18 protein-coding genes are annotated in these 23,560 nt (G+C 55.0%); 9 read left to right on the top strand and 9 right to left on the bottom strand.

All coding sequences use genetic code 11. The features are described from left to right. Positions 1–37: 37 nt before the first annotated feature. Positions 38–1,849 carry an ATP-dependent endonuclease gene (locus QMO80_RS28555; RefSeq protein WP_012489406.1) on the top strand — a complete coding sequence of 604 codons (1,812 nt, stop codon included), beginning with the start codon at positions 38–40 and terminating at the stop codon, positions 1,847–1,849. Between the two features lie 133 nt (positions 1,850–1,982). On the opposite strand, the gene QMO80_RS28550 is transcribed toward QMO80_RS28555, so the two are convergent. Beyond that, complete coding sequence (locus QMO80_RS28550; protein WP_283197540.1) at positions 1,983–3,179, bottom strand: IS256 family transposase; 1,197 nt, start codon at positions 3,177–3,179, stop codon at positions 1,983–1,985. A 17-nt stretch (positions 3,180–3,196) separates the two neighbouring features. Here QMO80_RS28550 and QMO80_RS28545 point away from each other — a divergent pair, with 17 nt between their 5' ends. The 3 genes from QMO80_RS28545 (at position 3,197) to QMO80_RS28535 (ending at position 8,364) form a co-directional block, all read left to right on the top strand. After that, the gene (locus QMO80_RS28545) at positions 3,197–4,996 is read left to right on the top strand and encodes a UvrD-helicase domain-containing protein (RefSeq protein WP_283201242.1); all 1,800 of its coding nucleotides are present in this window, start codon (positions 3,197–3,199) and stop codon (positions 4,994–4,996) included. Positions 4,997–5,438: 442 nt separating this feature from the next. Beyond that, positions 5,439–6,851 (top strand): toll/interleukin-1 receptor domain-containing protein, encoded by a 1,413-nt coding sequence (locus QMO80_RS28540; protein WP_012489404.1) that lies wholly within the window; start codon positions 5,439–5,441, stop codon positions 6,849–6,851. A 4-nt stretch (positions 6,852–6,855) separates the two neighbouring features. Then, positions 6,856–8,364, top strand: coding sequence for a hypothetical protein (locus tag QMO80_RS28535; RefSeq protein ID WP_082240375.1), 1,509 nt, complete (start codon positions 6,856–6,858; stop codon positions 8,362–8,364). A 244-nt stretch (positions 8,365–8,608) separates the two neighbouring features. Here the strand turns inward: QMO80_RS28535 and QMO80_RS28530 are convergent, their stop codons facing one another. From QMO80_RS28530 to QMO80_RS28505, 6 genes are all read right to left on the bottom strand, one after another. Then, positions 8,609–9,631: a hypothetical protein gene (locus tag QMO80_RS28530; protein ID WP_123876245.1), complete on the bottom strand. Its 1,023-nt coding sequence runs from the start codon at positions 9,629–9,631 to the stop codon at positions 8,609–8,611. Between the two features lie 165 nt (positions 9,632–9,796). Beyond that, positions 9,797–10,264, bottom strand: coding sequence for a TIR domain-containing protein (locus QMO80_RS28525; protein WP_012489401.1), 468 nt, complete (start codon positions 10,262–10,264; stop codon positions 9,797–9,799). Further along, positions 10,265–10,858 (bottom strand): 7-cyano-7-deazaguanine synthase, encoded by a 594-nt coding sequence (locus QMO80_RS28520; RefSeq protein ID WP_041684015.1) that lies wholly within the window; start codon positions 10,856–10,858, stop codon positions 10,265–10,267. Beyond that, on the bottom strand, positions 10,855–11,559 hold the full coding sequence (locus tag QMO80_RS28515) for an N-glycosylase/DNA lyase HhH-GPD family (RefSeq protein ID WP_012489399.1): 705 nt from the start codon (positions 11,557–11,559) through the stop codon (positions 10,855–10,857). The genes QMO80_RS28520 and QMO80_RS28515 overlap by 4 nt, the downstream gene beginning before the upstream one ends. Next, on the bottom strand, positions 11,556–12,959 hold the full coding sequence (locus QMO80_RS28510; RefSeq protein ID WP_283201241.1) for a TIR domain-containing protein: 1,404 nt from the start codon (positions 12,957–12,959) through the stop codon (positions 11,556–11,558). The genes QMO80_RS28515 and QMO80_RS28510 overlap by 4 nt, the downstream gene beginning before the upstream one ends. Before the next feature lie 66 nt (positions 12,960–13,025). Continuing rightward, positions 13,026–14,159, bottom strand: a complete 1,134-nt coding sequence (locus tag QMO80_RS28505) for a carbohydrate kinase family protein (protein WP_012489398.1) — start codon at positions 14,157–14,159, stop codon at positions 13,026–13,028. Between the two features lie 170 nt (positions 14,160–14,329). Here QMO80_RS28505 and QMO80_RS28500 point away from each other — a divergent pair, with 170 nt between their 5' ends. Together QMO80_RS28500 and QMO80_RS28495 are read left to right on the top strand one after the other, a co-directional pair. Beyond that, entirely contained in the window at positions 14,330–15,673 is a 1,344-nt protein-coding gene (locus QMO80_RS28500) for a TRAFs-binding domain-containing protein (protein ID WP_012489397.1), read from the top strand. A gap of 63 nt (positions 15,674–15,736) precedes the next feature. Beyond that, positions 15,737–16,222, top strand: a complete 486-nt coding sequence (locus tag QMO80_RS28495; RefSeq protein ID WP_369685951.1) for a DUF4231 domain-containing protein — start codon at positions 15,737–15,739, stop codon at positions 16,220–16,222. Here the strand turns inward: QMO80_RS28495 and QMO80_RS28490 are convergent. Further along, a protein-coding gene (locus tag QMO80_RS28490; RefSeq protein WP_283201018.1) for an IS3 family transposase occupies positions 16,167–17,356 on the bottom strand; the annotation gives its coding sequence in 2 pieces (ribosomal slippage) (positions 16,167–17,107 and positions 17,107–17,356; 1,191 coding nt in all). The genes QMO80_RS28495 and QMO80_RS28490 overlap by 56 nt on opposite strands. A gap of 37 nt (positions 17,357–17,393) precedes the next feature. Between QMO80_RS28490 and QMO80_RS28485 the strand changes: the two genes are divergently transcribed. Both QMO80_RS28485 and QMO80_RS28480 read left to right on the top strand, forming a co-directional pair. Then, positions 17,394–17,954 (top strand): SLATT domain-containing protein, encoded by a 561-nt coding sequence (locus QMO80_RS28485; RefSeq protein ID WP_283201240.1) that lies wholly within the window; start codon positions 17,394–17,396, stop codon positions 17,952–17,954. Between the two features lie 349 nt (positions 17,955–18,303). Next, on the top strand, positions 18,304–18,735 hold the full coding sequence (locus QMO80_RS28480) for a TIR domain-containing protein (protein ID WP_012489395.1): 432 nt from the start codon (positions 18,304–18,306) through the stop codon (positions 18,733–18,735). Between the two features lie 106 nt (positions 18,736–18,841). Here QMO80_RS28480 and QMO80_RS28475 read toward each other — a convergent pair whose 3' ends face one another. Then, positions 18,842–22,639, bottom strand: coding sequence for a hypothetical protein (locus QMO80_RS28475; protein WP_012489394.1), 3,798 nt, complete (start codon positions 22,637–22,639; stop codon positions 18,842–18,844). A 344-nt stretch (positions 22,640–22,983) separates the two neighbouring features. On the opposite strand from QMO80_RS28475, the gene QMO80_RS28470 reads away from it, so the two are divergent. Then, positions 22,984–23,250, top strand: a complete 267-nt coding sequence (locus QMO80_RS28470; RefSeq protein ID WP_225881501.1) for a hypothetical protein — start codon at positions 22,984–22,986, stop codon at positions 23,248–23,250. Positions 23,251–23,560 lie beyond the last annotated feature (310 nt).

The following is a 23,560-nucleotide window of genomic DNA, read 5'->3' as shown; positions in this document are numbered from 1 at the left end:
TCAATTGCTGGACTGAGTCGGCGGAACAGGACTTCTCGTGCGCGTAGCAAGGATCGTTATTAAGAATTTTCGGACGTTTCAACGCCTTGACGTCAATGTCGAAAACGATCTCTGCTGTATCATAGGTGAGAACAATACCGGAAAAACCGCAATTCTGCGGGCCATTCAGATCTGCCTTGATATTTCGCTTCCGTCGACTTTGCGCTCGCTTCTCCGAGAAGACATCAACGCCAATGTGGATATCTCGATACCCACACAGGTCCTAATTGGGGTCGAATTGACAGGTTTCGAGGGAATTGTGAATGAAGAGGCTCTAGTCAGCACGTGGAAGACGGGCACCGACCGCGCGAGGATCTTTTACCGATTCCGACCCAAGCCTGGGGTTCGCGAGCAACTCGCGAGCGGTGCTATCCAATCCGGTAGCTTGACGCTGGACGATTACGCCTGGGAGATCCGCGGAGGAGGAAACCCGGCGATCGATCTCCTCGACCTCGAGTGGAACGAAGATGGCGTTGGGGAAGCAGTGCGATTTGCCGATCTTCAGTCGTTCCTTGTTATCCATCTGCCGGCCCTTCGAGACGTCGAGGGCGATTTGCGCAATCCACGTCAATCGCCATTGATCAAGCTGATCGAGTCCTTCGAGATTCCAAAGGAAGAGCAGGAGGAGCTGATCCAGATCCTGGATGAAGCAAACAATCTGATCGCGAAATCGAAAACCATTTCCGATGTAGCTCAGGCGATCGATTCGCGCTTCAAAGACGTCTCGGGTCCAGCTTTCGAGATGGGTGCAAAGCTAGGGCTCTCGGCGGCCACGTTTCGGGCCATCCTGCGCAATCTCAAACTTATCCTGTCGGATACGTCTCTCCAGGAGTTCGAACCAGGCCGTAACGGCTTGGGGATGAACAACATCCTTTATATCTCGATCCTCATCGAATATCTCAAACGGCGCATTGCCGGCGGAAACTCTTCAGGACAGCTCATCCTTATCGAGGAACCCGAGGCTCACCTGCATCCCCAGCTTCAATATTCTCTCATCTCTGCACTAAACTCGATCGGCGTTCAGACGGTTCTCACGAGCCACAGCACCCATGTGACGTCGCAGGTTCCCCTCAAGACAATCGTATCGCTCACAAAACGAGGCGATGCCAGCATCGCGGCTGGCAATCTCGCCTTGAATGCGAAATTGACGTCCGGCGAAATTTCCGACCTAGAGCGCTATCTAGACTCGACGAAAAGCAGCCTTCTCTACGCGAGGAAGGTCATGCTGGTCGAAGGGGCCGCCGAGCTATTCTTGATACCCGCTCTCATCGAAAGTGTGCACAAGGTAAAGCTGGAGCGTGTCGGCATTTCATTGACTCCGATCCACGGTGTTCACTTCGACGTCTATGCCAAACTTTTCGCGCACGGCTCCTTGGAAAAGAAATGCGCGATCGTGGCGGACGCAGATCTCATTCCATCAGATGCTACCGCGCTTGATTTCAACCCGGACGACTCTGCCCCCGACCTGATGGCGCTCGAGAACGATTTTGTTCAAGTCTTTCTTGGAGCAACGACCTTCGAACGCGAGCTTACAACCAAGGGCCTTTTGCCAATGCACATCGCGGCCGCAGAGGCATTGGGTGCACCGAAAATTCATGAGGCCTTGTCCTCCGGCTATGCCAAACTATGTTCGGGATCTCTGCAGCTCGATGATGAAGTCAAGCTCCGGGTGGAACTCGGGGGAGCCGTGCTGAACACCGCCAAGAGATTTGGCAAGGCGCGCTACGCTCAGGTCGCCGCACGTTTTGCCGATCATGCGAACGAGCTCCCTGAATACATCCAACAAGCGTTTGAATGGCTCTCAGAATGATCTCGCTGACCGAGGAGCAGCAGTCGGCCGTCGAGGTGGAAAAACACCTGCTGCTTGCCGCCTGCCCCGATCGTGTCCCAGGGAGTGGTGTAGCTTAGACGGCCACGGCTCATCCCAGAGGGCCGGATGAGTGTCAGCTTGCTGCTGGCAGGCTGATGAGTGGATCATCGCTCATCGTAGCGATTGTCTCAAGGGTCATATAGCGAGATCGCTGGACGGCCCATTCATCATTCTGTTCGAGCAGCAGCGCACCGACCAGGCGCACGATGGCGTCGTCGTTGGGGAAGATGCCGACGACCTCTGTCCGCCGCTTGATCTCGCCGTTCAATCGCTCAATCGGGTTGGTCGAGTGAAGTTTGGCCCAATGCTGCTTGGGAAAGGTCATGTAGGCGAGTACGTCTTGCTCAGCGTTGTCCATCAAACTGGCAAGCTTCGGGACCTTTGGCCTGATCTGGTCGGCGACGTTGCGCCACTGAGTGCTTGCCGCCTCCGGCGTGTCTTGAGCGAAGGCCGTGGCAATGAAGGCGGAGACGACGCGCCGTCCGCTCTTTCCAGCATGGGCCAAAGCATTGCGCATGAAGTGGACCCTGCAGCGCTGCCAGGTGGCGCAGAGCACCTTCGATACTGCGGCTTTGATGCCCTCATGGGCATCGGAGACGACGAGCTTGACGCCACGCAGACCCCGCCTGGTCAGCTTGCGCAGGAATTCCGTCCAGATCGCCTCGGCCTCGGACGTGCCGATCTCCATGCCGAGCACTTCGCGTCGGCCGTCGGTGTTGACGCCGACGGCGATGATGACTGCAACAGAGACGATGCGCCCGCCACGCCGGACCTTCAGGTAGGTAGCATCGATCCACAGATAGGGCCATTCGCCCTCGATAGGCCGGTCGAGAAAGGCCTTCACCTTCTCGTCGATCTCCTCGCACAGCCGGGAGACCTGGCTCTTGGAAATGCCCGACATGCCCATCGCCTTGACGAGGTCATCAACCGAGCGGGTCGAAACGCCCTGGATATAGGCCTCCTGAATAACCGCCGTCAGAGCCTTCTCGGCCATACGGCGTGGTTCAAGGAAGCTCGGGAAATAGCTGCCGGTACGAAGCTTGGGAATGCGCAGCTCGACGGTGCCCGCCCGCGTCTCCCAGTCTCGGTCGCGGTAGCCGTTGCGCTGGGCAAGTCGAAAGCCATTCTTCTCGCCATAGCCCGCACCGGTCTTCGTGCCGACTTCCAGCGCCATCAGTTTCTCGGCAGCAAAGCCGATCATCTCGCGCAGCAAATCGGCGTCAGCGCTCTTCTCAACGAGTGAGCGTAGGTTCATCATGTCGTCGGTCATCGGTGGAGTCCTTCAGGTTGGCTCTAAGCAACCCGACCCTACCGGAAATCACCGATGGCTATGAAATCCAGCTACACCACTCCCTGGGACACGATCCCTGCCCCGGCAGCGGCAAGACCCGCGTGATCCTCGCAAAGCTTCTTGGGCTTGCCGATACCGTCGAGAAATCCCCCCGATTTATCGGTTGCATAACCTACACAAATGCGGCCGTGGATGAGATTGAATCGCGCCTGCGGGTCTACGGAACGAACACGAGCACTGAAAAGTGCGATGTTTCAACGATCCACTCGTTCTGCCTTCAACACATTCTGAGGCCTTACAGCTGGCTCGTTGCTGAGTTGCCGCCAACTTTCAAGGTTTTGACACGGGAAATCGCGGATTTCGAGCAAATCGTAGAGGCGGTAGAGGACCACTTCGGTCGCGCCACCATGGCAAGAACCTTCGACGATTACGAATCTCTGCGAGTCGACGTCCATGGCGAGCCGGCAGGTGACGGTTTTGAGCATGGTATCGTGACGCGCGATTCCGCCATTTTGTACTGGGAATTCGTCCGCGCGCGCGGCTTTCTTGATTTCGCGATGATCCTTTTTTACTCGCTCCGTATTCTGCGCGAACATCCATTTGTTGCCAGAGGAATCGCGGCACGCTTTGAATGGCTCTTGGTCGACGAGTTTCAAGACACTACCGACGTTCAGCTGGCGATTTTTCGCGAGCTGCACCGCCACCTGACCACGAAATTCTTTATGGTCGGCGACCACAACCAGTCAATCATGAGCTTTGCCGGTGCCCGCCCCGATTTGGCGCAAGAATTTGCGACCGAGATTGGCGCCGAGCTAGACTATTCGCTGACTGCAAATTTTCGGTCCGCGCCCGGCGTCGTCAATACAGCGCACACCTTGATCGCGACCAATCCTCGCATGCATTCGGAAGGAAAAGCGAAGGATTTTGATGCCAAGGTTACCTACGTTCATGTCTCCCAACCCCTCAACGCAATCACCGAGCATTTTCTGCCTATGCTGCAGGACGAAGGTATCGAGCTCGGAAACGCGGCCGTTCTCGCGCCGTGGTGGACGCACCTCATACCCGTAGCGCGTGCGTTAAGGGAGTTTGATATCCCTGTTTTCGGGCCGGGTGCGAGGCCATATAGACGACGACGCCTGCTCGCCGGCTTGGCCGAACAACTTGGGGCCTGTGCCGAGTCGGAGCATTTTCTCGGCCTTCCAGGCGTTGAGAAAGCGCTCTTCAGGCTTATAGGCGACATCACGGGCGCGACGCGGTTTGACGTCTTCAGCTATGCGGGACGTCGGACCGCACTGGCATTGATCTATCGCGCACGAGCTTGCGCGACGGCTCATCCTGGTGGAAAGGCTTGGCTTTATCAAATCGCGGCTGAAATCGCGGAGCAGCTGTATACTGACGGCTGGGTCCCGGCCCCGCCGACAGCGCTCCTTGAAGCGTCAGCGGATGAGATGGTTCGGGACATGCGGGCAAATCGCGTGGACCTTGAAAACCTCGCTATTTCTGACATGGGGCTGTTTGCCAACCCGGAAAAAGCTCTCAAGTTGATTACGATGCACAACTCTAAGGGTCGCGAATTCGATGCGGTCGCATTGATCAGCATGAACTACGGCCACCTTCCTCATTTTTCGAGCACCACCCAAGAGCAGTACGATGAAGCGCGGCGACTGTTCTATGTGGGCATCACTCGTGCAAAAAAAGTTTTGCTTGTCGCATCCGATTTCTCCGACAGGCGTAATCGGCCCTGCCCGTTCATCACCGAAGCAGGGCTGATGTTGGGGGGCTCGGAAGATTGGTAACCTTAGCCAACTTCTACGGCCGAAGTCGAAGGATGCGCGGTTTACGCTATTCAGGAGATTAGTTGCACGCAACATCAGCGGATAAACCGTTTCATCGTCAAATGAAGGTCTTGAAGGGATCAGAACCAGCGACCCCGTTGTTAGAAGGGCCTTCCGGTTCAGATTCCCCAATCGCCGACATCGGCTCGATGAGGCCGAGGTGGCGGCCTGTCGGATTTTTGATGTCGGCGACCAGAATGCAGCCATCAAATTCCTACGGTTTTTTGCTAACTAAATGCGGATGACCAATTGTTTTGTTGCTGGCCAATACTTTGCCCCTGTGCAGCACCGGTCCCGGCCTTGACTGCCAGCATCATTGTTTCTCTATATGTTCTCACTCAGTTCTGACAGAATCGGGGACGTGTCAGTGACAAATGCTGATTCTGTAATCGCAAATTCTAGTGTGGCTTCGGATGCTGTCCGAGAGAGCATCTTCATTAGTCATGCAACACCGGAGGACAACGCGTTTACGCTCTGGCTGGGCAATCGGCTTGACGCCATGGGCTATGACGTTTGGGCTGATATCTTCCGCCTAAAAGGCGGAGATAACTGGGAAGTGGTCCTTGAAGACGCGATCCGCCACCGAGCCGGCAAAGTTCTAGTCGTTTCGAACCCGGTCAGTATAGCCAAGCAAGGCGTACGAAACGAAATCAGTATCGCCCTGACGACCGGTAAGGGTATCAAGGATGACAGCTTCGTCATTCCTTTGCGAACGGCCGAATACGAGTCCTCATTCCAGATGGTCCATGCCCAGCGCGTCGACTTCATGGGTGGCTGGGCCCAAGGCTTGCGTGACTTGATCGAAACCTTGGAAGGCGCGGGTATACCCCGTCGAGGCGCTTCAGAGCGCTCTCGAATCTGGCGCGAGATCTCCCTGCGGGACGGACAGAGCGTGGTAGAAACGGGCGAAAAGCTTATATCGAACTGGCTACGTGTGAAAGCCTTGCCGCGGGACCTGCGGATTTATGACTTTGCCGGCGGGATCTCGATCGGTGCGAAGGACCGCGCCATAAAGAGCTGCCCATTGCCGGTGGTGCCCTTGGGGCGCGGTTTTCTTACCTTCGCCTCCCCACCGGCACTGCATGAACACTTCGGCGACAGTCTCCCGATGAGCATCGCCGGGATAGTCGAAACGGAAGAGTTTCTTACGAGGGGCGCTCCTGGCTATCGTATCGACGCCAATGATGCGCGACGCCATGTCGTCGATCTCATGAGACAAGGTTTCGATCGCCGGCTGGGACAGGCCGGATTACAGGCCACGGAAATGGCGAGTGGCCGGTACATGTGGTGGCCTGACAAGAATGCGGCCGGCGTGGAGCAGAAAGCCTTTTCCTGGAAAGACGGCCTATCCGGGCGCCGGCAACTCGTCGGGCAGTCCAAGGCGCGCAACGTGTTCTGGCATTATGGAGTCAGCGCATGGCCAGCTACCGCCCCATTCCGTCACTTTCGCCTCTCCGGCCACGTGATCTTTACGGTGGATGGTCGGTCTACGGTCGGTGACGCCAAGCGCATGCACACGATGCGGCGAACCATGTGCAAATCTTGGCGCAATGATCGGTGGCGGGATCTGATGCTCGCTTACCTGGGATGGCTCGTCGGTGACGCGACCGAGTTGTCCATCGACATGGGCGGCGATGCTTTCATGGCGCTCGAAGTACCTCCGGTCCAGTTCGACGTATCTTTCGGGCTGGAGGCGGAGGCCACCGCTGCCGAGGAGCACGAGGACGAGGAAACGGGCGACATTCTCGCAAGCTCGGACGACGAAGCCGGGTTCGATGACGAGAATGACTTCGATATACCCGGAGATGAGGAGTGACAGGTTGAGAGCAATTCATGTTCTCGAGCCGATGCTCGAGTTTCGCTACGGCCAGCGCATGGTCTATCCACGGGACGGACTATTTCTGTTCGGTCCAGGCGACGGAGGGCGAGCACCCATCAATTTCGGCGTGATCGGCACTCCCGCGGGAGTCGCTCGCTTCCGGCAGTGGATGGGCTCGGTCGGCAATGTCATAGACGCCGCCAATGACGACCCGCAGCATGTGCCGTTTCCGGGTTATGGTGCCGCCTTCGCCAGTGCTTGGCCAGACAAGCCACGGCACATCATCGATAGCATCGACCCCGCGGCTGTCTCGCGGGCTCTTCGCCTGGAGAACAGGAACGAGGCGATCAAAAGCACCGTGGATCTGTATGTCGACCCACTGGTGGCGGCCGCCGATCGCTTGGAGGCACCTCCGAATTTCTGGTTCGTGGTTATTCCTGAGGAAATCTACAAGCTCGGGCGACCCCAATCAAGCGTCCCCAAGGCGGACCGCATCCGCGGTTCGGTGAAACTGTCCAAGTCTGCTGCCAGGGACTTGATGTTGGAGCCGACGTTCTTCCCCGAAGATCTGGAAGCGGCGGAGATCTATCAATATGCCACCCATTTCAGGCGCCAGTTGAAGGCACGTCTGCTCAGAGACCGTATCGTCACTCAGATCGTTAGGGAAACCACATTGGCGCCTAACGATTTCCTGAACAAAATCGGCAAGCCACTGCGACGATTGGAGGACCCTGCAACGATCGCCTGGAAAATATTGACCGGCGCCTATTACAAGGATGGTGGACGACCATGGCAGTTGGCCGACGTCAGACCCGGCGTTTGCTATGTCGGCCTCGCCTATAAGCGACAGGACAATAGTTCCGATGATCGCTTCGCCTGTTGCGCCGCCCAGATGTTTCTTTCGAGCGGTGAAGGCGTCGTATTTCGCGGTGCGCTCGGCCCATGGTTTCATTCCGAATCCAAGCAATTTCATCTGAGCGAGGACGCGGCAAGCAGTTTAGTTGAGATGGTTATCGGCGAATATCAACAAATGCATGATGGACAGCCGCCCGCTGAGCTGTTCATTCATGCCAAGTCCTCGTTCGCGGACCCGGAATGGAAAGGCTTCAAGGCCGCTGCTCCGGGGACCAATGTCGTAGGAGTGCAGATTTCCGATGCGAAAGACCGCATGAAGCTATACCGGCCCGGTCGATATCCGGTCATCCGCGGAACGGCCTTGATATTGCACGAACGCCGCGCGTTCCTCTGGACGTCGGGATTCGCCCCGCGCCTTGATACCTACCAAGGGCCAGAGACGCCGAATCCGATAGAAGTCCGCATTCACCGCGGAGATTGCGAACTTGAAACGGTTCTCGGGGACGTGATGGGCCTGACCAAGATCAATTTCAATTCTTGCCTGCATAACGATCGATTGCCGGTGACGATACGTTTCGCCGACGCGGTGGGCGACGTGATCCTCGCGGCACCACGGACCGGCGAACCGAAGCTGCCGTTCAAGTATTATATATAAGGCAACTGGCCTCACGCCTCACGCACAGGCGTTCAGTTGCTCCCCTCGAAATGTTGCGCACCGGCGAAGTGATCGCTCCAGCCTCCTTTCCAAATCGAAACTTTCCGAACCCTCGAGAAAGGCTGGAACAACTCGTGTAGCTTTGGCCACGCGTTTCTCTCAGTTGGCCATAGGACAATCCCTGCGCGTTTTTCGCGCCTTCGAAATCCAGGGCCAGGAGAAGCACTTGAGTTGAATTATTTGTTTAACGACCTATTACACTAAGCATGTTATGTAGGTTGTTTAGTAACAAACCATGAACGTCGTCACCTGCCCTGAACGCGCCAATGATATTGATCAGTTCATCGCCTGTAAGAAGTATAATAAGTTTACCGTGTTCACGCAAAGCGCCTTCACGGGCTGCTTTTGCACCGGCATCTTCACCATTCCGCGCAATTATTATTGCAATCATTCGCAATGCGCCGGCAAATAGATATTTTTCTGTCGTGTATATTTCCTTTTGAGTGATCCTTTCGGCGTAGTTCTTAAACTCGAATACAACATAACGGGTTCGAAAATCGTATCGAAGACCTTTCCAGAAGTCCTGTTGCGAATTGATGTGCCCTAGCAAGTCTAGCCGATGAAAACCGTCCGCAATCTTGTGCTGCTTGCTGGACCACGGATTGAAATCATTTGCGAAAACGCCGCGTATGGCATATTCGCAAGCTTGCTCGTATTTTGGGCCATCGCCAACGGGGCACTCCCTTAATTTCCGTTTTGCCTCATCGGCATCGAAGCTGTCCTTCGGTGGTGTCGGGCGAAATGGCTGCGTGGCCCAGGTTTCGTCGCGAAATTCGGCAGCGGCTTGATATAGTTGATCGAGTTCTTCTTCCGAGTGCGCCATATCCCTGAGCATACGGAAATCGAGCAAGTCAAAATGGTATTGCCCATACATGCCGCTCCTGACTACGTCGGGCGACAGTTCGATATTTGTCACGATCGCAACATGCTGGATATTCTCGTAGGAGGCAGCAATCGAAAGTTGCTGCAAGCCATTCCAAACGAGAGTTTGATCAAGTTGGTTCGACCGATAAATTTTGACATCAACCAATGTAACATTGCCGTCGGGGCCACGCATCTTCCAGTCGTAGGGGACCTGGTCGGCAGGATCGTAATTTTCAGGGTCTCTGCCGCCGAGCCATTGATAGCCATTAGATTTGAGAATTTGTTCGGCAAGTTCCATGAAGTCCGCTTCTTGATTGCGATACTCGATCATGAGTTCTTTCATTCTGCCCATGTCACCCCCGAACCACAGAATTCGTTGCCTCTCGTATTCGCGAGCATAGTGTCGATCTAACTGTGCGCTCGCGGCACCGCCTTGCAAGATTTTCCTAATGGATCAGCTTGCCAGGCACCGGTCAGGACGTAGTGCTTCCCCGAAACTAAAAAGCAGCTATCTGAGCTCGTCGGACAGCTTGTTCCAAGGGACAACTTTGATCTGGTTTTCCTTTATCCACTGTGGATTAACTGTGGGAGCCTTGCCTTGCGGGTGCACAGCGATGACCCTCTTGCCGAGACTGATGCTCTTCTCGACCTCCCATTGCACCCATTGGCTCTGCGCAGTGCTCTCCGACAAGTAGACCACCGTTACCGAGGAGCGATTGATCCGTTCGGTGATCTTCTGCTTGATATAAGCTGCTCTCTCACTGTCGTAAGGTTCGCGGACCGAGTGATCATTGAATTCGATATCGCTGTTTTCGTTCTTCGCATGAGCTCGAAGCAGATTCACCTCGTTGATATCCTCGGTCGCGAAGCTGATAAAGACGTTACGCTTTCCACCTTGGAGGGCCGCTTTTGCCTTTTCTTCAAGGGAACGGATGTCGCCTAACCGACTCCAACTTCCGCTGCTTCCGCCTCCCATTCAAGCCTCCCCGACCTTAAATTCATTGCATGCAATACATTCGCCACAAGGTTCCTCTAAGCCGAGATGGCACGAGTATGTGCCGCCTACACCTTTAGCTTTTGCGAGTTGTATCACTTCATCTTTGTGGAAGGCCGCTAACGGCGCAAGCACCTTGATTGAGCGGCCCATGATGCGAGTGATTAGAGCTTCGGCGTCTTGCAAGAAACCAGACGTTTGATCGGGAAATAGACTTGTTTCTTCGTGAAGTAGACCAATCGACACCGCGTCGGCATTGACTTGGTGAGCGTGCGCCGCTGCCGTCAGCAAAAACAGCATATTGCGACCGGGCGTGAACGCGTCTTCAACGATGTGCTTGTTGGGGTCAGTCAGTCCGGAGCGGATCAACCTTCCGTATCCCGAGAGGTCGGCTATTTCGAGCTCGTCCAGGATTCCCAACTTCATCATACTGTTTTTACAAGCGGCGAGCTCGCGATCAATCGCTCGTTGGCCATAATTGACGAACAGGGGATGAACCTTCAGTCCTTCTTCGATCGCCAAATAGGCTACCAAAGTGGAATCGAGACCGCCGGACACCAATGTAACTACGCTCATATTAGAAGTTCCTCAGTAACCGACTTTTGTTTGAACATTCGCATCACGATCCATATGGCCCAATCCATCAGACCTACGGCTGCGCCGAGGCTGCTGGCATAGGAACGCAAGGTATCTTCCCGCCTGCGGTACTCAGACATCTTCGAAATCGAGCTTTGAGCGGCTGAGCAGAGACCCATCTCTGCCATATATTCGAGCACATGCCGGTCAAGTACGGCGAGGTCATAGCTGACCCCGCAATTGCGTAGAAACATGCTGGCTTGCTTCGGTCCCATACCAAGGGTGTTTTCGACGAGCCACGATCTCAACTTGGCAGGGTCCTGATGTATCTCGAGCAAGTTTCCTAGGGTGCCGGCTTGCCGCGTTACGGTGACCCGCGCGGCTGCAAGTTGGCGTCCCCGCGAAGCAGGAAACCGGTAGCGTCTGAATGCTCCATCTACGATGAGGGGTGCCCTTAAAATAGAGACAAGCCGATCCTCGGTGTCCTCCAGCGCCTCGATGTGGAGAACGCTTTCGCGGTCGATAGCCTCGGCCGCTGCAACCGACAGGGGATAGGGCACCTGGCTACTAAGAACGCAACATGCAAACTCCTTCCAAAGAACACGTTCCTCGAACGTTGCGGGAACCGATAGGGCCCTCTCCTCGACGTCGGAATATATCGAGACGACTGCACGCTCGAGGCGGTCGCGAAGCGAATTCATTGAAAGATATCCGGAATAGCGTTCCTGATCTGCTGGACGCTAGCCGGACCAATCATGTCCGTCAGCATATTTTCCATTTGCTTATACTTCATCGCATTTGCCAGTCTCACCTCAAACTGGCGGTAATAATCGAGATTGTGCAGGGCTACTTTACCCGCGTATTCGATCTTCGGATCATCGATCGCGTCCAAAGTCACCTGCGAGTCCGAAAAACTCATCTGATATTTGAAGAAATCAAAATGCTGGAAGTGATGCAATCGATGAGTCTGTTGATCAACAACCATTCGACACCACTCGAGGCCGTCGAAGCTGTTCGCGCCTGCGGCGGCCAAAAGCGCAATACTCCAAGGGTTCCCGGTTCCAAGCACATGCAAGGGTTGATAATAAGGTAGCTTATCAAGCTCTCGCCTTATACGCTTCACCGTCTTCGCTCGGTCGATCAGGCCTGACCCTAGCTCCCTTTCCGCTACCGCAATAAGAGGAGCAGAGAGTGTGGCAGCAACTTCTTTGACAATGTACGGTAGGTCTTTGACGTTGTACCCACTCAAGGTCTCTTTTGGCGCGTGGACGATTGGCAATATTTTTGCCGTGGCCGCAGTACGATCCCGTTTCACAGCCCTGACTACGCTTTCTATCGCCCTATCGGGCTCAACCCTTGGCGTCACGACATCAAAGCAATACGCCCAGTCATGGGGAACGTCTTTCATTGCTTCTGCGAATTTCGAGGCTGTCCAACTGTCGTCCCCCCGCCGAGTTGCCTCGTAGTTGCCCGAGTCAATCAGGATAAATCCGCCATCCTCCTGAATTTGTCTTAATTCCTGGATTATTCCCTTGGGGCGCCGAGAGGGAAGCAGATCGTATGCTGACACCAGAATTGCTGACGCGCCGAACAACCTGAGTGCTTTGACGGCATCGAAGGGCACCAGTTGCGTCTCATGGGACGAGACGGACAAAAGAAGACTCGGCCACGTGAGTGATATTTGCGGAGAAGGAACCAGTTGCCTGACCGACTTTTTTTGCGGGACTACGTTTGAAATTTTTGCAACTAACTGTTCAAAGCACGAATGAGCGGCTGAATCGTCCCACGAGATAAAATTAACACCGCTCCGGCCGGCAAATGGGTACATCATTTCAACCGTATCCAGATGGATCGGAATTATAGGAACTTGATGTCTTTCGGCGAGACGAACTTCCTCGCGTACCGGTTTGCTATCGCTGGCGTCTTTCGACCAGATAACGACCGCACATTTTGCCTTAGCGATTTCGCGCTCGATAACTTCCGAATAGTCGCCGACTAGATTGTAATCCCACCAGACGTCCCACTGCGCTTCCAATAACTTGACCATTCTATGTGTCTTATCGTTATCTTTGCTGGAGTGGATGACATAAACATCCGCCATTACGAGCGTTCCCCCCGACTCGCTGAAAGGTACCATTGCAATACATGGGCGCAATGTGAAAGCATATCATTGCGCTTCGACAGGCCATGCGGCTACATACAAGGCTGTGATGAAATCATCTTTAAATACGATACCCTCCCAGGGTGTAAGGCGCTTTTCCTCGTCCAACACAACAATTCGATGCGCCCTAGGGGGGGTGGAGATCATTTCTTGAACTGCTTGGGGATTGAGCCCATCCGCTAAGATCAGCAAGGTTCTTGGGCCATCATGTCGTGCGATTGGCATATCACCTAAGTCGACCGCCTCTACTGCCATTCCAAGCGATTGAAGGCAATATCTTGCTTCTTCGAGAGAATAACGCCTTCCAAGTGTCTCCACGGAGCCTCGCAAAGCCACACAAGCTGGTGAAGTACCAGTGAGAGGAAACCTCGATATTGTGGTCAAAGGTGGCAAGGGCACCTCATCGGCGTCGCAATAGAACGATACGGCCTTCGAGGCGATTTCAGCGGACTTGACTGCCGGCATGTGTTGCTCCGCCCAGGTATGTGCAAAAACTGCACTAAAGACGTCGCCTGTACCAATTTTAAAAACACGTTCCGAATGGTAGGGTGGAATGTTGCTGGTGCGCTCCCGTTCTACAACAAGTGCCCCTCGAACGCCGCACTTGACGACGATCACGCCAGCTCGGCGTTGATTGAGTAGGGTGTCACAGGCAGCTTTCATATCTGAGCTGCCGCTGTATCGCAAAAGCTCTTCTTCATTGAGCACGATCGCTAGCTCACCCGCCTTCGACCCGTTGGCCTCGAATGGCTCGACAGTACCCGATCCTTGTGGGTCGTAGACTGCCCTTTCGGCGTTCACGATTGCAGAACCTTCCAGGAAACCAAACCTCAAAACGCAATCGCCAGTCACGGCCAACGGCGTGCTAGCGTGGTCGACAGCTGGCCGGATCAGTGGGTTTGATAACGGATGGAAATATGCAAACACGATGTCGGTCGGGCGCTGCTCGCAGACGACATCGACGCCAAGTCCTTTTAGATACCCCATAGCCTCGCCACCTGGGCACGAACGATAGGTGTGAAATTTCGTGCCTGGTGACAGCTTGCTGATGGCGGCCGCCGCTCTGACCCCAGATCCGAACTCTCGGTTCCAGGATGGCGTCTCACAGACTTCGCGATAAAGTCCGCCGGCGACGAACATGGCAGTCGACCTTCCTTATTCTCAATGTCAGATTGCATTTCGTAGTTGAAGTTTGCCATATAGCCAATAGATGAACAGCAGCATTTCAGAACCGCAGTTCCGATTTCAATCAGGGGAAGTTTCCTGGCCACCGGAGTGAGGTAGCCTGATCGCGAGGGGGAGTTCTAGGAGTGGTCCATAAGCCATTGTGTTTTGTGCTGATGCCTTTCGGAAAAAAATCTGCCGGCGGCGAGAAGCCGATCGATTTCGATGCGGTCTATCGCGATCTTATCAAACCAGCAGTGGAACAAGCTGGGCTGGAGCCGATCAGAGCTGATGAGGAGCAGGCAGGGGGCATTATCCATAAGCCAATGTTTGAGCGGCTTGTTCTCTGCGACTTCGCGGTGGCGGATCTGACGACGGCGAACGCCAATGTGTTCTACGAACTCGGCGTTCGGCATGCTGCGAAACCGCGAACCACTGTACTCCTTTACGCGGAGGGGCAGGGTCGGTTGCCATTCGACGTGGCGCCGCTGCGAGCAATGCCATACCCGATCGGTAGCAGAGGCGGACCCGCGAACACAGGGGCATCCGTCAAGACCCTGGTCGACAAGATAAAAGCCGCTAGGAAAAACCTGGAGAAAGACAGCCCTCTCTATCAGTTATTGGATGGATATCCTGACCTCGCCCATGAAAAGACCGACGTTTTTCGCAGTCAAGTTGCCTACACCGCTGAACTGAAGAACAAATTGAGCGAAGCTAGGAAGCTCGGCAGAGATGCAATTTATGAGGTAGAACTCACCTTGGGCGCGCTCGATGACGAAGAGGCCGGCGTCATCGTGGATTTGTTCCTTTCCTACCGTGGCGCCAAAGCATGGCCTGACATGGTACGAATCTTCGATAAAATTGATGCGCCGCTGCAAAATACGATCCTGATAAGGGAGCAATTTGCGTTCGCACTAAACCGTGCAGGAAACAGTGAGAAAGCCGAAGAAGTCCTGCTCGATCTTATAGAACAACGTGGCGCAAGTAGTGAGACCTATGGCATTTTAGGTCGCGTCTACAAGGACCGGTGGCGGACGGCCAGCAACGAAAAAAAGCCGACCAAAGCTAAAGGGTTCCTGAAACAGGCGATCGAAGCGTACAGCAGGGGATTTGAAGCTGACTGGCGAGATGCTTATCCGGGTATCAACGCGTTGACGTTGATCCATGTGTTCGATCCGAACGACAAACGAATTTCCGAGCTGCGATCGGTCGTCGAATACGCGGTGAGGAGGAAGATAGCCACCGGCACGCCTGACTACTGGGACTATGCGACACTCCTCGAACTTGGCGTGCTAAGCCACGATAGAGTGCTGAGTGAAGAACACCTCGCCGATCTGATACCAAGGGTACGCGAACCATGGGAGCCGGAAACCACCGCCGACAACATTCAGCTGCTGGCGGATGCCTTACCTAACGATTCAGAAGAACGAGCCTGGATTTTGGCCGTCATCACTGAACTCCGTTCAGTGGCGAAGGACAAGACTGTCTGAGACATCTCATCCTTCTGTTGTCCTGCTTGCTGTGGGCAACAGACTGGTGGTGGATACTGGAAGATGTGCAAAGGCTGCGTTGTGAACGCCGCTAGCCGACAGAGCGATTGGACCGATAACATCATGACGACTACGCAGTTCGAATATCCGGCTCTCTATAGGACCGCTAACGTGATGTCGGCGAGCTCGCAAAGCTTCTTTCTATGGCTGGTTAAAGCTGAGTACGGCCTCCTGCTCCTAGCGACCATTTCTTCTATGAATTTCTATACGACTTCGCTGTACTTCATTATCCCAGCGCTCATTTTGATTGCTTCGTTGGTGCTTATGATCACGCGGAGCCTGCTGAAACCGGAGCAAGGCTGGTACCGCGGGCGTGCGCTCGCGGAATCTATCAAGACGTCGTCTTGGAAATATTGCATGCGAGGCGAACCATTTGGCGATGCCGATAACCTTGCTATGCGCCGGTCGGAATTCCTGACCTTGCCCCCAAGTTTTATCCAGTTTTGCGTTCGCTCCAGCGTTTTTTGGTTGCTGTTGTTGGTTCGGTAGCGGCGGGTTGCGGTGCGGAGCCATTTCGGCTGCGCAGCACCACATCACGTCGCGGGTTGAGTGTCTGAGCGAATTCGGCCGGTGTCAGCCAGCCAAGGCCTGAATGCGGGCGTTGATCGTTGTAATCGCTACGCCAGTTTGAAAGCGCAGACCGGGCGTGAGCAAGCGACGAGAACAGAGTTTCATTCAATAACTCGTCTCGCAGCCGCCCGTTGAAGCTTTCGATAAAAGCGTTCTGGATAGGCTTACCAGGCGCAATGTAATGCCAGTCAACCTTGGTCCGGTCCGCCCATTGCAGGATCGCGTTGCTGGTGAACTCGCTGCCGTTGTCGCTGACGATCATCCTCGGCTTGCCGCGCTCCTCGATAATCCGGTCAAGCTCCCGTGCGACGCGAAGACCGGAAAGCGATGTATCGGCGACGAGCGCCAGGCACTCCCTCGTGCAATCATCGACGACGGTCAGAATCCGCAGCCTGCGCCCATCGGTGAACTGATCCGACACGAAGTCTAGCGACCAACGGTCATTGGCCACCATCGGCACCAGCATCGGCGCTCGCGTGCCTATCGCTCGCTTGCGACCGCCGCGCTTGCGCACCGTCAGTTTCTCCTCCCGATAGAGCCGGAAGAGCCTCTTGTGGTTCACGAGGTGACCCTCCCGCCTCAGCAGCACATGAATGCGTCGATATCCAAAGCGGCGGCGTTCATGCGCCAACGCCTTCATTCGCTCGCGAAGCTCATGATCATCGTCGCGCCTGGTCTCGTAACGAATCGTCATTCGGCAAAAACCAATGGCTTTACACGCCCGCCGTTCGCTCATCTCATGATGGCTCATCAGATGCGCGACAGCTTTCCGCTTGGCCGCGGGCGTCACCACTTCTTTCCCAAAAGGTCTTTCAAAGCGGCATTGTCGAGCATGGCATCCGCCAGAAGCCGCTTCAGCTTCGTGTTCTCGTCCTCCAGCGTCTTCAGCCGCTTGGCTTCGGATACCTCCATGCCGCCGAATTTGGCCTTCCATTTATAGATGCTGGCATCGCTGACGCCGTGCTTGCGGCAAAGCTCCGAGACCGGCGTGCCAGCCTCGTGCTCCTTCAGAATGCCGATGATCTGTTCGTCTGTGAAACGATTGCGCTTCATTCCCTGGTCCTCTCAATGGGCCAGAGCTTACTTCAAAATGGATTATGTCAACGGGGCAAGGTCATTCCGGACGTACCTCGCCGAAATATTGTCGGCAAACAGGCTTATTGGCGATCGGATGCCTCCTGATCAGGCGGCCGCCGACCAGATTACGACATCAATGGAAGATGTGAGGGCCCTACCCTTAGAAGATCGAATTCGGTTCTACGATACACATCGGATTCTTGAGCAACGGAAATGGTATGCGAAAAAGGCCGGCGCAAACAAGAAAGCCAGCAGGCTCTGGGTCGTGGCGAGCGTAATCGCATATGCGGTTGCGATTGTGTTGAGTCTAATGAGGATCACCCAACCAACCTTCGTATTTTGGCCAATAGAGCCAGTAATCGTGGTCGCCTCCTCAATCCTAGGCTGGATGCAAGTCAAGAAATTCAATGAACTTGCTTCCTCGTATACGTTGACCGCACATGAAATTGGCATCATTCGAGGTAAGATCCCCGAGATGAAAACTGAGGGCGATTTCTCACAATTCGTCGTAGAGGCCGAGCAGGCCTTCTCTAGGGAACATACGCAATGGGTGGCTAGGCAACAACACGCATAGTCTTTGGAGACAGGCTGGAAAAGGCTTGTCAGATTAGCGGCAGAGAAGGATGAAGGACTACAAGTCGTTGATCAACTTGGTTCAACCGTCACCGGCCAGCAACTAAGCTAAAAATTGTCAAAATGTGAAGATCGCAAACCGCTATTCGGTGCCCGTAGCCCGGTGACGATTGAGCCTCGGTCCGCATTGGATAATGCAGCAACGTATTATACATGCCGACCCGACTTTTTTGCAGGGCTAAACAGTTATCACAAACAATAGCCGGGGATTTCATCGAATCCCACTGGTAGGCGACTGCACCGCCTGTGTACGAAGAACGCAGGTGCTTCCACAATGGATTTGAAATTACATGACATACGATGTTTTTATTAGCCACGCTTGGAGTTACAGCGAACGCTACGAAGGTGTCATTCGGTTACTTGATACGGCATCGCAGAATATTCCTTGGTTTTCCTACCGCGATTACAGCGTTCCCAGAAACGAGCCGATAGTAGCACCCAATGAAGCCGTTCGCATTTCAGTCCTCAAGGGGAAGCTGAAGGAGCAGATTCGCCAAGCTAGTTGCGTGATCGTTCCTGCGGGAATGTACGTCAACGAACGGTTCTGGATCCAGACGGAAATCGACCTCGCTTTGAACGCGTTCATGTACCCCAAGCCAATCATTGGCATACGCCGTCGCAATCAACAGCGCACGCCTGTTGAGCTCGAGCAACAGGCCAATATCATGGTCAATTGGAACAGCAACAGCTTGGCAAGCGCGATCAATGAGGTTTGCCGTTGAGTTCTTTCCCCTACAGTGACTTTAAACCCTTTAGGACCAATCCACATTCAGGTCTTCCTTAACAGATCGTCTTACTGGATGTCCTGAGACGATCGACTTCCCGCAGTCAACTCCAGGCGCAGCCGTCGATCGTGACAAGGGGATTGCCATAAAGCGTCATTGCCAGTGAGCGCTTGAGACTGTAGCTGGACACGCGGGCAACCTCTTGGTTCGCCACATGACATGAATCGATCAACGGTGATCCGCTGTTCCAAGCTGGAAGAAAGGCTTTCAGCCAAGGGCGAACAGCAAGAAATTCCAATGGCCAAGATGGTGCAACGACCGCGCTTAGTCCATGTCCTAGCAGGCGCCGCGCCAGACCCACGGCGCCGCCGCTTTCCGGATGAAAATCGTGGCGCCCGCCGGAACAAACAAATAGAATCGCCACGCGGCTATTATGAAGAAGGTCCACCAGCTGTTTAATGTCGGCTGGTTGATGACGATCATCGCTCACCGATCGGAAATACTGGTTTTCATGCGAGAGCCCTCCATGCGCTCCAAGGATCGCAAGATCTGCTCTGGAAAAACTACTCGGGGGTTTGGGTTCCGTGAACAGAGGCACGCTGGCGTCGGTAAGAACATCCACGATGTCATCTCGCAACAGCGAAAGGGTTTCGGTGTCGGAGAGGTCCGAGGCGACAGGTATCCAGGCAGCGGCACTACCATCTCCTTGACGATCCGCGTCGATCGAAGCACGCAACCATCCAAGCGACGGTGCGGTCGCGACTGCGCTGTTCAAACCGACGAGATCACCTTCTAGGCTCATGACGTTCGGCGGCAAAAGAGTGAGTTCGCCAGCGATGAAAAGCGCTCGTTTCGGCAGCTCGACCAAGCCGAGAGACGCCGTTGATTCGCGAAACGCATCATCACCAAGCTCTCGATAGCCATAGGGGAAGATCTCCCGCCACTGTTTAAAGGCCATTGTCTCGAACACTCTGGTCGGTACAGCATCCAGTCTGCATTCGCCCTCCCCACCAAGCCTCCCATACATCAGACCTGCCTCGTCCCTTGCCAGGCACACGATCGGCAAACATTGGGCGAGATCGGATGCGACCGTAAGAGGATCGCCACTGGAATGAAGCAATCGAGTGGGCTGTACCAGCTCACCATTCCTTCCCCACACCTGCAGACCTTGATCGCTCAAGGCTTCCGCAGCGAAAACGAAGCCTTCCAGGTCCTGGCTATCTATGGAAGACCGGGCAAGCTTCTTCGCGATTGCTCTGACCAAGCGCAGGTCATAACTGGTATCGTCGGCATATTGGGAAGCAGTAACGCCGCCCGCCACGGCAACGACATCTTCCAGTGTCGGATTATCACTAATCGCCAGGGCTATGGGTTTGTGGGGTATGGGGAGTTTTTCGACAAGTTTGTCGAAAACCAACTGCGTTTCTGAATGCCCGGGTAACCCAATTGCTCGCGCCTCGTTCATAAGCTGTCGCAAGAAGACGGTAACAGGGAGCAGCTCGTCATTGGCATTGAGGGCCTCTCGAGCATTTTTGGTTGCATCGGCCAATAAAGTCTCTAAGCCCTCGGCCGGAGCTGCATTTTTCCGGCGCATCTGATCCTTCGCCTGAAGCTCGAACGTGTCGAGGCGGTGACCGAAGACATCTTCCAATCCCATCGCCGCCAACGCTTCGCGGCAGCGAGGTATGAGGTCGATAGCTCGATCGGCCAGACCCAGATCACGGAGTAATCTGAACAGAAGATTGAGCTCGTACCAAATTTCGTCCCAAGTGACGCTGTCACTTGCTTCCATGCCGGCGGCAAGCGCCAGTAGGGATTCTCTCGTCATGCCCAGACGCGCATAAATATCGGCGAAGGAGAAGAGGGCCTGCCGACGACGCGGTGGGCTATCGCCAGCAAGTGCAAGCGCCTGTTCAGCCAGATCGCGAGCCGCCTGCGATTGGCCGCAGACTGCCAGCTTGATCGCCACTCCCCGCAAAACCGTCAAATCCTCATCGCTTGCGGTGGCTAGCGGTGCAACAGCAGCCGCAACGATTACCAGATTGTGCAGCACCTGCGTATCGACGCTCTCCCGCCGTCCAGGTTCGAAAAAATTGATGAATTCAAGGATTGCCGCGAGGACTTGATCCGGATCAGCTCCAAGTTCCTTTCTGGACACGGTGTGCTTCGCGATGACGATCACTCCCTCCCCTTTTGCTGCCAGCGCATCTAAGACTCTGCGCGAGACCGCTGGCAAAGATTCAATATCTTTCAATCCGGACCGCGGTTGGACCGTGGTTCGCTCGCGGACCGTGACCGGCCGGCCGGCTCGCTCAAGAACTGAGCGCAAAAGGATCGCAGGCCCCAACGTTGCGAGGTGTGATGCATCAAGAAGGTCGACAATGGATGTGCGGACGCGTCCGTCAGTCGGATGAGACGCGAGATATCGAAGCGAAACATCCACCAGTTGGGGAATAGTTCCTTTAACGGTATCAAGTTCGCCGGCCAGGATCGTCTGCTCAATTAGATTTGATGCAAGCGTCAGCCAGGTGGCCTCTGTCGAGAAGTCCGTGTCGAGCAGCAACGCGATCGCGTCCAGACGCCTATCGGTGCGCTCCAGTGACCTGATGACCTGCAGACGGATAGCATTGCTGTAGTCGGGGAACTGGTTGATCAGATTTTCGATCAGCGCCTCCGGCTGCTTCAGCGCACCGCACTCGATTCGGCCATTGAGTGCCCGATAGAATTGGGCTCGATCACGGTCTTTTGGGGTCGGCAGCCCTTCAAATATTTCGGAGGCCTGCTCATACTTTCCCTCTGTTACGGCGTCAAATCCGCGCTGTCGGCGAAGAACAACGGACTCCGGATGCAGATTGGTGAGAACAATCATCACCCGTTCGACCAAAGGTCGCCGCTCGATCCTCCGCGCAACGCTCAAAGCAGTTTCGAGATGAGATTGGGATTGCAGATCAGGCAGACTTTGATCCAGCAGCCAGACAGATAAATCGTCACGATCGGCTTCGGCAGCAATTTCAGCGAGACGAAGCAGGACGGTTGCCGGAAGTGATGCCGTATCTGGTAGGTCTTCCTGAAGGAGTTGTTGAACGCGCGGTCTTAGACCTGCTCGCGAGAAAATGTCGATCTCAAGTGCCCATCTCTGGTCTTTAGACAGCCGGACCTCGTTTTCTATGAGGGACAGCGCAGCGCCGGCGCGATCGCGGTCAACGAGATCGATCAGGTGTTCAACGAAAGCCACGACCTCTTCTGCGCCCATTGCGACGGACACACGGAGCTCAAGTAGCCCAACATCTCCTGCATCGCGGAGCCGATCGATATTAGGCTGCCTGGCTGGCAGACCTGTTCTCGTGACCAAGAGGATATAGCTGCCGTGGGCGCGAGCCACTCTCTCAGCTGCCAGCATCAAATGGGCCAGATGAGGCGCCCACCGGTCCTCGTCGAGTACGGTCTCGAGCGGAACTGAGACACCGGCAAATCGATATTCGTTCGCATCAGCGATGATGACGACGTCATACTCGCGTGCAACCGAAATGACAGAGATCAGGTTTTCGCCGCTGAAGCTGGAGGTTTCAATAGACTTGAGATTTTCGAACCTGGAATCGGCAATACTGGTCGCTCTTTCATCGCGGGCCATGGTGTAATGGGCACGGCGGATACCCGCACGCACTTGGGACCCGACAGTGTCACGATCCCGCTCGCCAAGCGGCGGAAGAATCAGATAGATATCTCGGACTCTGCGCTTGCCGTCCAGCATGCTCAAGTAGCCAGCAATCTCGCCGAGACCATCAGGTTCGCCAAGCGAGCTAAGCGCGAAGACGTCAGCGTTGCCCCACTCTAAATTTCCGAAAATCGAAGCCAAGAGTTGATTTTCAGACAAGTCAATTTTTTCTAGATTCTCTGACATCAGACGCACTTTCTTATACCACGCGGCCGCACAGTGCTGCGGATCTAGGATTCAATGCAACAATCAACAACGCAGAAAATGAACCGACGGAAGGCGAAATCAATCGCGATATTTTTCGGAGGCTACATCACGCCCCACGCCCGAAACCTCCCCTCTCCGTCACCTCCCTCAATCCCAGGTTCCCACAATCCGCCGCGCGCATGCGACGTCACCTCAAGCGTCTGTGCCATGACGAGCTCAACCAACTCCGCAGCATCTAGGACGTTCCGGCGCCCCTGCATCTTCCGCGCCGCCATGGTGCGTGCCAGCGCTATCCGGCCGCGCTCATTGAGAATGGGCCGCCGGTGGATACATTGTTTTTTAAAGGACAGCTTTTATTTCCGCTCGCCCTCGGCATTGGGCCGATAGCTATGGAATGCGAGCATGCCAAAACAAGATGTTTCCTCACGTCATTTTCAACGAAAGATCTCAGATTTCTGCGAGCTGCGCATTGCGCCGATCGCATCGAAACGGGTCCTGGAAAATATCCGACCATACCTCATCAGCCTGATTATCTACCGCAAATCACCGCCTTTGCTGAACGGCCGCATCGACTGGACGAAAATCGGTGAAACCTGCGGGGTCGAAGACGAGATGACAGCGGAGCTGAAACACCACCTACGTCCAGGCCTCGACGCCATCCTTCGATGGCTCCGCATGCCGCCGGCGGCGGAAGACGTTCGACCGTCAAAGTCGAAAACCAAATCGCCCAAACCCGTTCGTCGCGCGCCAGCACCAGTGGCATCCGCGACCCGCAAGCCCCAACGGATGGGCAGCGACAACACTCCGGCCCAATCCGCCTCTGCGCCGCGAGGTCCGCAGCCGAAACCGGTCCAGGAGTTTCCCGAACCGCTGTTCGAAGCGGCGGACGATCCCCAGAGC

It is taken from the genome of Rhizobium sp. BT03, assembly GCF_030053155.1.
Lineage (GTDB): Bacteria > Pseudomonadota > Alphaproteobacteria > Rhizobiales > Rhizobiaceae > Rhizobium.
The sequence above is the reverse complement of the archived record's forward strand: the minus strand, read 5'-3'. Positions and strand labels throughout refer to the sequence as shown.

Coding starts and splice junctions, on each gene's coding strand:
- QMO80_RS28550 (WP_283197540.1), bottom strand. CDS start 3,179: ATGACCGACGACATGATGAACCTACGCTCACTCGTTGAGAAGAGCGCT.
- QMO80_RS28530 (WP_123876245.1), bottom strand. CDS start 9,631: ATGAAAGAACTCATGATCGAGTATCGCAATCAAGAAGCGGACTTCATG.
- QMO80_RS28525 (WP_012489401.1), bottom strand. CDS start 10,264: ATGGGAGGCGGAAGCAGCGGAAGTTGGAGTCGGTTAGGCGACATCCGT.
- QMO80_RS28520 (WP_041684015.1), bottom strand. CDS start 10,858: ATGAGCGTAGTTACATTGGTGTCCGGCGGTCTCGATTCCACTTTGGTA.
- QMO80_RS28515 (WP_012489399.1), bottom strand. CDS start 11,559: ATGAATTCGCTTCGCGACCGCCTCGAGCGTGCAGTCGTCTCGATATAT.
- QMO80_RS28510 (WP_283201241.1), bottom strand. CDS start 12,959: ATGGCGGATGTTTATGTCATCCACTCCAGCAAAGATAACGATAAGACA.
- QMO80_RS28505 (WP_012489398.1), bottom strand. CDS start 14,159: ATGTTCGTCGCCGGCGGACTTTATCGCGAAGTCTGTGAGACGCCATCC.
- QMO80_RS28495 (WP_369685951.1), top strand. CDS start 15,737: ATGTGCAAAGGCTGCGTTGTGAACGCCGCTAGCCGACAGAGCGATTGG.
- QMO80_RS28485 (WP_283201240.1), top strand. CDS start 17,394: ATGGATTATGTCAACGGGGCAAGGTCATTCCGGACGTACCTCGCCGAA.
- QMO80_RS28480 (WP_012489395.1), top strand. CDS start 18,304: ATGACATACGATGTTTTTATTAGCCACGCTTGGAGTTACAGCGAACGC.
- QMO80_RS28475 (WP_012489394.1), bottom strand. CDS start 22,639: ATGTCAGAGAATCTAGAAAAAATTGACTTGTCTGAAAATCAACTCTTG.